The sequence below is a fragment of the Planosporangium mesophilum genome, assembly GCF_016863255.1.
GTDB lineage: Bacteria > Actinomycetota > Actinomycetes > Mycobacteriales > Micromonosporaceae > Planosporangium > Planosporangium mesophilum.
Map to the genome: position 1 here is coordinate 1 of NZ_BOON01000015.1, position 12,963 is coordinate 12,963.

A 12,963-nucleotide genomic window follows, 5' to 3' on the forward strand; every position below is an offset into this window, starting at 1 on the left:
TCGCGACCAAGGCGACCGCCACCAAGGCGACCGCCACCGCGGCGAAGACGACCGCGGCGAAGACGACGGCCGCCAAGACGACCACGAGACCGGCGGCGAGGACCACCACGAAGACCGCGAAGTCTGCCGTGTCCAAGGCCGCTAGCACCGCCAAGCGGGCCACGGACACCGCGATGAAGGCCACGGACACCGCGAAGGCGGCGGTGACGAAGGCGGCCGACACCGCGAAGTCCGCCGCGGACATGGCGGCCAAGGCGGCCACGTCGGCGGCGGCGAAGGCGACCGAGGTGACGAGGACCGCGAAGAAGGCGGCCACGAGGGCCACCGGCGCCACCGTGCCGGCCCCGCGCCGGCGCGCCGCCGGTAGCGGCAACGGCGAGACCGGTACCACGCCCGCGAAGCGCACCACGGCCGCCACGAAGGCCGCGCCGGCCAAGCGGGCGACCTCCGCGCGTACCCGGACGGCAGTCGCGACGCCGGCTCCGGAGCCCGCCGAGCGGCCCGCCGAGGCGCGCGAGGCGGTGGCGCTGGGCCGTGACGTTCCGGCCGGGCAAGCCCGGCCCGGTGACATGCCCACCGGCGCGAGCGGCGACGCCGGCCGCGCCGAGTGGGCGGCGACCGCCGGGGCGCCGGGCACCGAGACCGTCCAGAAGTAAAGCGAGACCGTACGGAAACAACCCGGGTGGGGCGCCGTACGCGCGAGTGGGGTAGGACATACCCGTGGCACTTCGACGCGTACGTGCGCCCCACATCGATTTCGGCGTGCTGCGCCGCGAACTGAAGCTGCCGGAGGAGTACCCGGCAGAGGCCGCCGAGGAGGCGGAGCGGAGCGCCGCCGATCCTCCGGTACCCCCGGTCGACCGCACGGACCTGCAGTTCGCCACGATCGACCCGGCCACCTCGCTCGACCTGGACCAGGCGATGTGCCTTCAGCGGCGCTCCGGGGGTGGCTACCGCGTCCACTACGCGATCGCGGACGTCGCGGCCTGGGTACACCCGGGTGGTCCGCTGGACGCCGAGACGTGGCGTCGCGGGCAGACGGTGTACCTGCCCGACGGGAAGGTGCCCCTGCACCCGAAGGTGCTCAGCGAGGACGCCGCGAGCCTGCTGCCCGACCGGCCCCGTCCCGCCGTGCTGTGGACCATCGACCTCGACGCCGACGGCGCCACGGTGGCGGTACACGTCGAGCGCGCGCTCGTCCGCAGCCGCGCCAAGCTGGACTACGAGCGGGTGCAGTCCGACGTGGATGCCGGCCGGCTCGCCGAGCCGGTCGCGCTGCTTCCCGAGATCGGCAAGCTGCTCATCGAGCGAGGTCTGGCGCGGGGCGCCATCAACCTGCCGATGCCGGACCAGGAGATCGAGCGGGACGGGGACGGCTGGCGGCTGCGGCTGCGCGCGCCGCTCGCCGTGGAGGAGTACAACGCCCAGATCTCGCTGCTCACCGGGGTGTCGGCGGCCAAGATCATGATCGACGGTCGGGTGGGCCTGCTGCGCACGATGCCCGCGCCCCGGGCCGAGGCGGTGGAGAAGTTGCGGGCGGCAGCGCCCGCGCTGGGCGTGCTCTGGCCCGCCGGCGTGCAGGCGGGTGCCGTCATCGCGACGCTCGACCCGGCCGATCCCCGCGCCGCGGCCTTCCTCGACCAGGCGGCCGAGTTGATGCGCGGCGCCGGGTACCGGGCGTTCGAGGGGCAGGCGCCGGCCGACGCCGGCCACGGGGCGGTGGCCGCACCGTACGCGCACGTGACCGCGCCGCTGCGGCGGCTGGCCGACCGGTACGCGACCGAGGTCTGCCTGGCGCTGTACGGCGGCGCCGAAGTGCCCGACTGGGTACGGCAGGCGCTGCCGAAGCTGCCCGAGGTGATGTCGTCGACCGACCGGGTCGCCGGTGCGGCCGAGCGCGGCGCGGTGGACCTGGTGGAGGTCGTCCTGCTGGCCGGGCGGGTCGGTGAGGTCTTCGAGGCCGCCGTGCTCGACACCGCCCCGGGCGTCGTCGCGCTGGACGAGCCCCCGGTCCGCGCGCGCTGCGAAGGCGACGGACTCGTGCCGGGCACCCGGGTGCGCGTACGTCTGATCGAAGCCGATCCCTCTCGGCGAAAGGTCGTCTTCGGACTAGCCTGAGCGTGCGATACGCCACATGCCCCGAGGAGGTGGGCCGCGTGCTCGACCCGCAGTCCGACGACGCCCAACTCGACGGCTCGATCCCGGATGTCGTCGCCGGAACCGAGTTCCGGGCCGCCCGTGACTTCCTGCTGGACCATCGCGACGACTACGACACCGCGTACCGCGACTTCCGGTGGCCGAAGCTCGAGACGTTCAACTGGGCGGTCGACTGGTTCGACGGCGTGCTCGTCGTGGAGCGGCCCGACCAGACCGCGCTGTGGCTCGTGGAGGAGGACGGCAGCGAGACGAAGCGGAGCTTCGCCGAGATGTCGTCGACCGCCAAGCAGGTGGCGGCGTGGCTGCGGGCGCAGGGCGTGCGCCGGTACGACCGGATCCTGCTCATGCTCGGCAACCAGGTCGAGCTGTGGGAGGTCATGCTCGCCGCCGTCCGGATCGGCGCGGTCGTGATCCCGGCGTCGACCCTGCTCGGCCCCGACGACCTGCGCGACCGCATCGAGCGCGGCCGGGTCGACCACGTGGTCGCCCGCAGCGCCGACGCGGCGAAGTTCGCCGACATCGAGGGCGGCTGGACGCACGTCGCCGTCGGGGAGCCGGTCCAGGGGTGGCTCGCCTACGACAAGGCGTACGAGTTCGGAGGCGACGAGGCGATCGAGGGCCGCAGCCGGGGCGACGACCCGATGCTGCTGTACTTCACCTCCGGTACCACCGCCCGGCCCAAGCTTGTCGGGCACACCCACTCGTCGTACCCGATCGGGCACCTGTCCACCATGTACTGGCAGGGCCTGCGCCCCGGCGACGTGCACCTCAACATCTCCTCGCCGGGCTGGGCCAAGCACGCGTGGAGCAACGTGTTCGCACCGTGGAACGCGGGCGCGACGGTCCTGGTCGTCAACCAGGCCCGGTTCAACGCGAAAGCGCTGCTGGACGCCGTCGTACGCTGCGGTGTCACCACGTTCTGCGCGCCACCGACGGTGTGGCGGCTGCTCATCCAGGCCGACCTGGGCGCCTGGACGGTGCCGTTCCGGGAGTGCGTGGCGGCCGGTGAGCCGCTCAACCCCGAGGTCATCGAGCAGGTACGGGCCGCGTGGGGCATCACCGTGCGCGACGGGTACGGGCAGACGGAGACCACGGCCCAGATCGGCAACCCGCCCGGCCAGCCGCTGAAGCTCGGCTCGATGGGCCGGCCGCTGCCCGGGTACCGGATCGTCCTCGCCGACGTGCTGACGGGGGAGCGGGTACCGGACGGGGCCGAGGGCGAGATCTGCCTCGACCTGGGCGGCGAAGCAGCCGGTGACGGCTCGGCCGAGCGCCCCGTCAGTCTTATGAAGGGCTACCTCGACGACGACGAGCACACCGCGCACGCCATGCGCGACGGGCTCTACCACACCGGCGACGTCGCGTTCCGGGACGCGGACGGGTACATCACCTACGTCGGGCGTACCGACGACGTGTTCAAGGCGTCGGACTACCGCATCTCGCCGTTCGAACTGGAGAGCGCGCTGATCGAGCACGACGCCGTGGTCGAGGCGGCCGTCGTGCCCGCGCCCGACCCGGTGCGGCTGGCCGTGGTCAAGGCGTACGTGGTGCTCGCCGAGGGGCACCGACCCGGGCCCGAGATGGCGCGGGAACTGCTGCGGTTCGCGCGTGGGCGGCTGGCCCCTTACCAGCGGGTGCGGCGCATCGAGTTCGCGGAGCTGCCGAAGACGATCTCCGGCAAGATCCGCCGGGTCGAGCTGCGCGGCCAGGAGAACAGCCGCGAGGGTCGCGGCGCGCACGAGTACTGGGAAGAGGACTTCCCCGAGCTGAAGTCCTGATCATGTTGTGACGATCATGACGGCAGGGGTGCACGGCTGACCGACTCTGGGAGACTGGCGGAATGAGCTTCGACCCGAGCACCCTGCCGGACGTGTCGGACCTGACCGTCGGCATCCTTGGCGGCACCGGCCCGCAGGGCCGCGGGCTGGCCTACCGGTTCGCCCGCGCCGGCCAGCGGGTACGCATCGGCTCGCGCTCGGCGGAGCGGGGTTCCCAGACCGCCGCCGAGATCGCCGCGATGCCCGGCGTGGTGAGCGGCCTGGTCAACGGCAACCACGTCACCGGCGGCGACAACGCGTACGCCTCCGACTCGGACGTGGTCATCGTCGCGGTGCCCTGGGAAGGCCACGACGACCTGCTGAAAAGCCTCGCCGAAAAGCTGACCGGCAAGATCGTCGTCGACTGCGTGAACCCGCTCGGCTTCGACAAGCAGGGGCCGTACGTGCTGCCGGTGCCCGAGGGCAGCGCCGCGCAGCAGGCGGAGGCGCTGCTGCCGAACTCGCGGGTGTGCGCGGCGTTCCACCACGTCAGCGCGGTGCTGCTGATCGACCCTGAGGTCGCGGCGATGGACCTCGACGTGCTCGTCCTCGGCGACGACCGGGAGGCGGCCGCGGTCGTGCAGGCGCTCGCCGGCCGGATCGACGGGATGCGCGGCCTCCACGCCGGGCGCCTGCGCAACGCCGCGCAGATCGAAGGGCTCACCGCGAACCTCATCGCCCTCAACCGGCGGTACAAGGCGCACGCCGGCATCCGCATCACAGACGTGTGAACGACGACCTGGGGGAGCCGCTTCCGCTGGCGGCCCCGCCGCGACGGGTCGTCTCGCTCGTACCGTCGCTGACCGAGGCGGTCGCGGTCAGCGCGCCGGGCCTGCTGGTCGGCGCCACCGACTACTGCGTCCACCCCGCTGACCTCGACGTGGCGCGGGTCGGCGGCTCGAAGTACCCGAACGTCGACGCCGTGCTCGCGCTGGCGCCGGACCTCGTCCTCGCGAATGCCGAGGAGAACCGGCCCGAGGACGTCGAGGCGCTGCGGGCCGCCGGGGTCGGGGTCTGGGTGACGTTCCCGCGCACCCTCGACGAGGCGTTCGGGTCATTGTCACGGATGCTGTCGGTCCTCGGCGCCGACTCACCGGCCTGGCTGGAGCAGGCCCGCCGGGCTTGGGCCGCGCCGCCGGAGTACGCCCTGCGCGTCGTCGTACCGGTCTGGCGCCGTCCCTGGGTCGTCCTCGGTGGCCGGACGTTCGCCGGCGACCTGCTCGCCCGGCTCGGGCTGGTGAACCTCTACGCCGGCGACGCGCAGCGGTACCCGCGCCCGAGGCTCGCGGACATCCCGGAAGCCGACCTCGTCGTCCTGCCCGACGAGCCGTACGCCTTCAGCGCGGTCGACGGCCCGGAGGCCTTCGGTGGCCAGCCCTGCGCGCTGGTCTCCGGGCGGCACCTGACCTGGTACGGGCCGACCCTCGCGGAGGCGCGGGAGGTGCTGGGCCGTCAGTTGTCGTCGCAGGCCTGGCTACGATCTCCCGCGTGACACCCGCATTCGATCCCTGGTCACCGCTGTTCGTGGCGCACCCCTACGACGTGTACGCGAGCCTGCGCGAGGCCGAGCCGGTGAGCTGGTTCGAGCCGACCGGCCAGTGGCTGATCTCCCGGTACGACGACGTCAACGCCCTGCTGCGGGACCGGCGGCTCGGGCGCACGTACCTGCACGTGGCCAGCCACGCCGAGATGGGCCGCCCCGACGACCCGGAGCACCTCGCGCCGTTCTGGCACGTCGTCCGCAACGGCATGCTCGACCTGGAGCCGCCCGACCACACCCGGCTGCGCCGTCTCGTCTCGCAGGCGTTCACGGCGCGGCGCGTCGAGGCGATCCGGCCGACCGTGCAGCGCATCGCCGATGAACTCGTGGACGAGTTCGTCGCTGACGGCGGGGGAGACCTGATCGCCCGGATCGCCGAGCCGCTGCCGGTCACCGTCATCGCGGAGATGCTCGGCGTACCCGAGGCCGACCGGCACCTGCTGCGCCCGTGGTCGGCGGACATCTGCGGGATGTACGAGCTGAACCCGTCCCGCGAGGTCGCCGATCGGGCGGTACGGGCCTGCCTGGAGTTCTCCGACTACCTGCGTGCCCTGGCCCGTCGCCGGCGCGCGGAGCCGCAGGACGACCTCGTCAGCGCGCTCACCCAGGTCGAGGGTCTGACCGAGGACGAGCTGATCGGCACCTGCGTACTGCTGCTCAACGCCGGGCACGAGGCGACCGTGAACACGACCGGCAACGGCTGGTGGGCGCTGTTCCGTAACCCGGATGAGCTTTCGCGGCTGCGGGCCGATCCGGCGGGTCTGCTGCCGACCGCGATCGAGGAGTTGATGCGCTACGACACCCCGGCGCAGATGTTCGAGCGCTGGGTCCTGGAGGACATCACGGTACGGGGCGTCGCCATCCCGCGCGGCAGCGAGGTCGCGCTGCTGCTGGGCTCGGCCAACCACGACCCGGCCGTGTTCACCGATCCGGCCCGGCTGGACCTCGGGCGCGCCGACAACCCGCACATCACGTTCGGCGCCGGCATCCACTACTGCCTGGGCGCTCCACTGGCGCGCATCGAGCTGGCGGCGTCGTTCGGCGCGCTGCTCGCCAAGGCGCCCGGGATGAAGCCGGTCGAGACGCCGACGTGGAAGCCCGGATACATCCTTCGCGGCCTGGAGTCGCTGCTCGTCGAGGTCTGAAGATCGTCACAACCACCGGGAGGTCGTGGTCTCGGGGTGGTACTGAGACCACGACCTCCGATGCGCAGGTCGTGCCGATCACGCGGTCACTGGAAGGTGTGCTCCGCGGCGGGGAAGGCGCCCTCGCGTACCTCGTCGGCGTAGCGGCGCGCCGCCTCGGACAGCACCCCGGCCAGGTCGGCGTACCGCTTGACGAAGCGCGGACCCTTGCCGGTACGCAGGCCGGCCATGTCCTGCCAGACCAGTACCTGGGCGTCGGTGTCCGGCCCGGCGCCGATCCCGACCGTCGGGATCGGCAGTTCGTGCGTGATCTCCTTGGCGACCTCGCCGGGCACCATCTCCAGGACCACCGCGAACGCGCCGGCCTCGGCCACCGCGTACGCGTCGGCCAGCACCTCCGCGGCCGCGTCCCCGCGCCCCTGCACCCGGTACCCGCCGAGCGTGTGCTCGCTCTGCGGTGTGAAGCCGAGGTGCGCCATCACCGGGATGCCGGCGCCGGTCAGCGCGGCGATCTGGTCGGCGCAGCGGCGGCCGCCCTCCAGCTTGACCGCGTGCGCGCCGCCCTCCTTCATGAACCGGACCGAGGTGCGCAGCGCCTGGGCCGGGCCCTCCTCGTACGATCCGAACGGCAGGTCGGCGACGACCAGGGGGCGCTTCGTGGCCCGTACCACCGCGCGGACCAGCGGCAGCAGTTCGTCGACGGTGATAGGCAGGGTGCTCTCGTAGCCGAACACGTTGTTGGCGGCCGAGTCGCCGACCAGCAGCACCGGAATGCCGGCCTCGTCGAAGATCGAGGCCGAGTACTGGTCGTAGCTGGTGAGCATCGCCCACCGTTCGCCGCGCTCCTTGGCGGCGAGCAGATCGCGGGTGCGTACCCGGCGGCTGGTGACTCCGCCGTACAGTGACGCCACCTCGGGCTGGGACATCGTTGTCTCCCTCACACTCCTCGAGGCCCTCCGTCGGGTCCCCGGGCTATGAGGTCGATCGTCGCATCGGCGCTGTGGTACCCGGCAGTGTTCGATGGACAATCTCACAGGGACGTCTGCTCCAGATCGTGCCGCAGCCCGTGGTCGCTGATCTCGGCGTCGTGGGCCAGCAGCAGGGCCGTGCCGAGGATGTTCCGGAGCGTCTCGTCGTCGTCGAAGGGTACGAACGCGCCGCCGTCGCCGCCGCGCGCCGACTGCTTCGGCGCGATGGGCAGGTACGCGTTGTCCGGGCTCATCACGGCGCCGCCCGAGCCCAGATGGATCTTGTAGTCGTGCAGGTCGCCGTGGACCAGCAGGAACCGGTCGCCGACCCGTACCCGGTCACCGACCCCGAGCCCGGACAGCAGGTGGGTCAGCACGTCGCGCCGGGTCCGGCCGGCGGCCGACAGGTCACCGAAGCGGTACGAGCGCCAGTAGTCGCGGTAGCGCCCCTGCGGGCCGCCGTCGCGCCAGGCCGGGTCGCTACCGACGCTGGCGACCCCGACGGCGATGTCCACGTCCCGCAGGATCTCGCTGAGCACCAGCGGTGGCACCCGGTCCAGCGGTACCGGGTCGGGCCGGCCGGTGAAAGCCGGGCCGCCGAGCCGGACGAACCGGATCGGTCCGGTGACGACCTGCTGGTACGCCCCGGACGCGAACGTCTCCCGGTCGTCGGCCGGCGCGAGAAGGAACTCCGCGCGCAGCCCCCACTCGGGCAACTCGCGGGTCGCCGGCGCGGGGGCGTCGTCGTCGCGCGCCATCCGCAGCGTGTCCCGCCAGCCGCGCCGGGCGGCGACGGCGTGGAACCGGTGCTGGCGCAGGACGTGACCGGCGAAGCGGTCGGAGGAGACGGCCCCCTCCTCGTCGGCGGTTATCCGGTACACCTCCCGGTGCGCCTGCTTGAACGGCTGCCGGACGCCGTGGCGTTCGAGCCAGTCGCGCCACCCCTGTACCTCGTCGTCGGAGCGGCCGACCGGGTGCCACAGCTCGACGGTCGCGGCCGGCTCCGGGCGTACCGGCACGTCCTGGATGGTGCGCAGCTCGCCGTCCGCGTACCCGACCGGCAGCCCGTTCACCGTCCAGATCAGGCGCCGGGCCAGCGTGCCGACCAGTGGGTGGTCGGAGTACCGCTCCTGCCAGAGCGTGAAGCGCCAGGTGGGGGCGGAGATGAACAGGCGGTCGAGACGGTCACGCTGCGCGGTGAGCATCTTGCCGATGTCCCGGGCCGTGCCCCGCAGTTCGGCGAGCCGGTCGGCGTGCTGGCGGCGCACCGCCGCCGGTACCGACGCCAGCGCCGCCCCGCCGGCGTCGCGCCAGGACAGGTGCGCGTGACCGTCGGACACCACCAGCTCGGCGGTGGCGTCGCCGACCCGCTCGACCCGGCGGCCCACCTCGGTCAGGCCGTACGTGGGGATGCCGAGCTCCTCGATCTCCTCACGGGACAGACCGAGCGCGCTCGCCCGGGCGTCCAGTGCGTCGTGGATCCGGTTGAGGGTGCCGCGGTAGCGGACCCGGCTCGCCAGCCGTACGAGTTGAGCCAGCCCGGCGTCGCCGGAGAAGCGCGACAGCGCGTACACCGCGGCGTTCGCCACCTTCGGGCTACGCGGACCGACGCCGGCGACCCGACACAGGGCGGTCTCGACCAGGTCACCGAGCGCGCGGGCGGCGTCGTGGTGCGCCGGTACCAGCGCGAGCATCCAGGCCAGGCCGCGCAGGACGGTCGCGTTGCGCGGGCTGAGCCGGTCGGCCGATCCGGTGTCCCCGGCGGTGCGGGGCCGGCCGACGAGGGCGAACCAGTCGACCGCGCGAGCCCGGAACTCGTCCGGCCCGATGTCGGCGAGCAGGCTGCGCGCCCGCTCCTGCCAGCGACCCGACGGGCGGGCCGAGGTCGCCGTCGCGGCGTGCGCGACCAGTTCCCGCCAGGACGGCCCGAGGGCGTCCAGGTCGGCGGTCACCCGAGCGCCCCAGCGCTCACCCGGGTCCAGGGCTGGTGCCATGAGCTCCTAGACGGCTCCCTCCCGGAACCGGTTGGTGATGGGCAGCCGGCGGTCGCGGCCGAACGCCTTGATGCTGATCTTCGGCCCCGGCGCGGCCTGGCGGCGCTTGTACTCGGCCAGGTCCACCATCCGCAGCACCCGGTCGACCAGCGCCGGGTCGTGGCCGGCCGCGATCAGCTCGTCGCGGCCCAGGTCACGGTCGATGTACCCGACGAGGATCGCGTCGAGGACGGCGTAGTCCGGCAGCGAGTCGGTGTCGAGCTGGCCCGGGCGCAGCTCCGCGCTCGGCGGCTTGGTGATGGAGTTCTCCGGGATCGGCGGGGTCTCGCCGCGTCGGGCCGCGTCGGCGTTGCGCCACTCCGCGAGCCGCCACACCAGGGTCTTCCACACGTCCTTGATCGGGTTGAAGCCGCCGACGGAGTCGCCGTACAGGGTCGAGTAGCCCACCGCCAGCTCGCTCTTGTTTCCGGTGGTGAGGACGAGGTGTCCCTCCTGGTTGGACAGCGCCATCAGGATGATCCCGCGTACCCGCGCCTGGAGGTTCTCCACGGCCACCCCGGACAGCGACATGTTGGACAGGAACGCGTCGACCATCGGCTGGATCGGCTCGATCCGGTAGTCCAGCCCGGTGCGCTTGGCCAGCTCGGCCGCGTCGTCGCGGGAGTGCTCCGAGGAATGGCCGCTGGGCAGCGACACCCCGACGACGTTCTCCGCGCCGATGGCGTCGCAGGCGATCGCCGCGACGACGGACGAGTCGATGCCGCCCGACAGCCCGAGTACGACCGACCGGAAGCCGTTCTTGCGTACGTAGTCGCGCAGGCCCAGCACGAGCGCCCGCCACACCTCGGCCTCGTCGCCCACGCGCTCCGCGACGCCGGGTGCGGCGGACTCCGTCGACGGCGCCCGCAGGTCGCCGTCCAGGCGCAGCCGCTCCACCCGCATCTCGCCGCCGTCGAAGCTGTCGGCCGCCGCCGGATCCGCCTCCGGCAGGTCCAGGTCGATCACCAGCAGGTGCTCGTCGAACTGCGGCGACCGGGCCAGCAGCGTCCCGTCGGCCGCGACGACCATCGAGTCGCCGTCGAATACCAGCTCGTCCTGGCCGCCGATCATGTTGACGTACGCGACCGTGGCGCCCGCCTCGGCGGCGCGGCGCTGGACCAGCGGTAGCCGGACGTCGTCCTTGTTCCTCTCGTACGGTGAGGCGTTGATGTTGACGACCAGGCCGACCCCGGCCCGCCCGGCCACCGCGAACGGCCCGCCCGGCTGCCAGATGTCCTCGCACACCGTCAGAGCCACGTCGACCCCGGCCATGCGGACGATCCGCAGCGTGTCGCCGGGTACGAAGTACCGGTCCTCGTCGAAGACGCCGTAGTTGGGCAGGTGGTGCTTGAAGTACGTGGTGACCACCCGGCCGCCGTGCAGCAGCGCGAGGGCGTCGCGCGGCCCGCGGTCGGGTACGGCGTCGGCGCCGAGCCTGGCCGGCCCGTCCGCGTCCAGGTAGCCGACGACGACCGCGACCTCGCCGAGGCCGTCGGCGGCGAGGTCGGCCGCCAGCCGATCGAGCGTGTTCTTCGAGGCGGCCACGAACGACTCCCGGAACACCAGGTCTTCGACCGGGTACCCGGACAGCATCATCTCCGGGAACGCGACGAGTTGGGCGCCGGCGTCGGCCGCCTTGCGGGTGTGGTCGCGCACGATCGCGGCGTTCCCGGGGAAGTCGCCGACGGTCGAGTCCACCTGGGCGAGGGCGATGCGGAGCTGCGGCATGTATCCATCTTCTCGCAGGCGGCTGGTGGCCGGTCGGTTGCCCGGCCGGTGCCGGAAAAACCCTGGTTGGCCCCGCGCCGTAACGTCCGCGTAACAAGCGCGGGCAAGACTTTGCCCGGAATGAGCGGAGTCGCTCAGTCGATCAGGGACGCGAGCCGAGCAGGAATACCATTCGACCAGGAAGCCCGGTCGACCAGAAGCAGCAGGGGAACGCAGTGGATCGTCAGCAGGAGTTCGTCCTCCGTACCCTCGAGGAGCGCGACATCCGGTTCGTGCGCCTGTGGTTCACCGACGTACTGGGGACGCTCAAGAGCGTGTCGGTGGCGCCGGCGGAGCTGGAGGCGGCGTTCGACGAGGGCATCGGCTTCGACGGTTCGGCCATCGAGGGGTTCGCCCGGGTGTACGAGTCGGACATGGTCGCCATGCCCGACCCCACCACGTTCCAGGTCTTCCCCTTCGAGGGCGGCGCGAGCGGCGAGAGCGCCCGGATGTTCTGCGACATCGTGCTGCCCGACGGCTCGCCGTCCTGGGCCGACCCGCGCCACGTGCTGCGCCGCGCGCTGTCGAAGGCCGCCGAGAAGGGTTTCACCTTCTACACCCACCCCGAGATCGAGTTTTTCCTGCTCGAGGACGCGCCGACCGACGGCAGCGCGCCGCGCCCGGTAGACGCCGGCGGGTACTTCGACAACACCACCCACGCCGCCGCGCGCGACTTCCGCCGCCAGGCGGTGCTGTCGCTGGAGCGCATCGGCATCTCGGTCGAGTTCAGCCACCACGAGGTGGCCCCGGGCCAGCAGGAGATCGACCTGCGCTACGCCGACGCCCTCGCCACGGCGGACAACATCATGACGTTCCGGCACGTCATCAAGGAGGTCGCGCTCTCCCACGGCGTGCACGCGACCTTCATGCCCAAGCCGTTCTCGGAGCAGCCGGGCAGCGGGATGCACACGCACCTGTCGCTGTTCGAGGGCGAGCGGAACGTGTTCCACGACCCCGGCGACCCGATGAAGCTGTCGAAGGTGGGCCGGGCGTTCATCGCCGGGATCCTCACCCACGCCCGGGAGTTCACGGCGATCACCAACCAGTGGGTCAACTCGTACAAGCGGCTGTTCCCGCAGGTGCTGCCGGACCGGATCACCGAGTCGCCGGCGTACGTGTGCTGGGGACACCTCAACCGGAGCGCCCTGGTGCGGGTACCGGCCTACGGCAAGCCCAACTCGGCCCGCGTCGAGGTGCGCTCGCTGGACTCGGCCTGCAACCCGTACCTGGCCTACGCGGTGCTGCTCGGCGCCGGCCTGAAGGGCATCGAGGAAGGGTACGAGCTGCCGCCGGGCGCCGAGGACGACGTCTGGTCGCTGTCGGACGCCGAGCGCAAGGCGGCCGGGTACCAGGCGCTGCCGGAGAACCTCAGCGAGGCGCTCGACGTGATGGCCGGCTCCGAACTGGTGGCCGAGATCCTGGGCGAGCACGTGTTCGACTTCTTCCTCAAGAACAAGCGCACCGAGTGGGAGGAGTACCGCCGGGTGGTGACGCCGTACGAGCGGCAGCGCTACCTGACGATGCTCTGACCGTCGC

General features: G+C 72.4%; 10 protein-coding genes. 7 read left to right on the top strand and 3 right to left on the bottom strand.

The features are described 5' to 3' along the window. The first annotated feature begins 128 nt into the window (after positions 1-128). The 6 genes from Pme01_RS07585 (at position 129) to Pme01_RS07610 (ending at position 6,659) form a co-directional block, all read left to right on the top strand. Entirely contained in the window at positions 129-656 is a 528-nt protein-coding gene (locus tag Pme01_RS07585; RefSeq protein ID WP_203935487.1) for a hypothetical protein, read from the top strand. 64 nt (positions 657-720) lie between these two features. Further along, positions 721-2,118: an RNB domain-containing ribonuclease gene (locus Pme01_RS07590; RefSeq protein ID WP_168114887.1), complete on the top strand. Its 1,398-nt coding sequence runs from the start codon at positions 721-723 to the stop codon at positions 2,116-2,118. Positions 2,119-2,156: 38 nt separating this feature from the next. After that, the gene (locus Pme01_RS07595) at positions 2,157-3,935 is read left to right on the top strand and encodes an AMP-binding protein (protein WP_275408505.1); all 1,779 of its coding nucleotides are present in this window, start codon (positions 2,157-2,159) and stop codon (positions 3,933-3,935) included. Positions 3,936-3,997: 62 nt separating this feature from the next. After that, on the top strand, positions 3,998-4,705 hold the full coding sequence (gene npdG / locus Pme01_RS07600; RefSeq protein ID WP_168114888.1) for an NADPH-dependent F420 reductase: 708 nt from the start codon (positions 3,998-4,000) through the stop codon (positions 4,703-4,705). After that, on the top strand, positions 4,702-5,466 hold the full coding sequence (locus Pme01_RS07605; protein ID WP_168114889.1) for a helical backbone metal receptor: 765 nt from the start codon (positions 4,702-4,704) through the stop codon (positions 5,464-5,466). Before npdG ends, Pme01_RS07605 begins: the two co-directional genes overlap by 4 nt. Further along, the gene (locus Pme01_RS07610; protein WP_203935488.1) at positions 5,463-6,659 is read left to right on the top strand and encodes a cytochrome P450; all 1,197 of its coding nucleotides are present in this window, start codon (positions 5,463-5,465) and stop codon (positions 6,657-6,659) included. The genes Pme01_RS07605 and Pme01_RS07610 overlap by 4 nt, the downstream gene beginning before the upstream one ends. 86 nt (positions 6,660-6,745) lie before the next feature. On the opposite strand, the gene panB is transcribed toward Pme01_RS07610, so the two are convergent. From panB to Pme01_RS07625, 3 genes are all read right to left on the bottom strand, one after another. After that, positions 6,746-7,585, bottom strand: coding sequence for a 3-methyl-2-oxobutanoate hydroxymethyltransferase (panB, locus tag Pme01_RS07615; RefSeq protein WP_168114890.1), 840 nt, complete (start codon positions 7,583-7,585; stop codon positions 6,746-6,748). A 104-nt stretch (positions 7,586-7,689) separates the two neighbouring features. Further along, the gene (locus Pme01_RS07620) at positions 7,690-9,621 is read right to left on the bottom strand and encodes a DUF4132 domain-containing protein (RefSeq protein WP_168114891.1); all 1,932 of its coding nucleotides are present in this window, start codon (positions 9,619-9,621) and stop codon (positions 7,690-7,692) included. 6 nt (positions 9,622-9,627) lie between these two features. Beyond that, positions 9,628-11,388 carry an NAD+ synthase gene (locus Pme01_RS07625; protein WP_168114892.1) on the bottom strand — a complete coding sequence of 587 codons (1,761 nt, stop codon included), beginning with the start codon at positions 11,386-11,388 and terminating at the stop codon, positions 9,628-9,630. 215 nt (positions 11,389-11,603) lie between these two features. On the opposite strand from Pme01_RS07625, the gene glnA reads away from it, so the two are divergent. Next, positions 11,604-12,956 (top strand): type I glutamate--ammonia ligase, encoded by a 1,353-nt coding sequence (glnA, locus tag Pme01_RS07630; protein ID WP_168114893.1) that lies wholly within the window; start codon positions 11,604-11,606, stop codon positions 12,954-12,956. Positions 12,957-12,963: the final 7 nt, after the last annotated feature.

Bases quoted from the DNA above. Each gene is read 5' to 3' on its own strand.
- Pme01_RS07620 (WP_168114891.1), bottom strand. From the start codon at position 9,621: ATGGCACCAGCCCTGGACCCGGGTGAGCGCTGGGGCGCTCGGGTGACC.
- Pme01_RS07625 (WP_168114892.1), bottom strand. From the start codon at position 11,388: ATGCCGCAGCTCCGCATCGCCCTCGCCCAGGTGGACTCGACCGTCGGC.
- npdG (WP_168114888.1), top strand. From the start codon at position 3,998: ATGAGCTTCGACCCGAGCACCCTGCCGGACGTGTCGGACCTGACCGTC.
- panB (WP_168114890.1), bottom strand. From the start codon at position 7,585: ATGTCCCAGCCCGAGGTGGCGTCACTGTACGGCGGAGTCACCAGCCGC.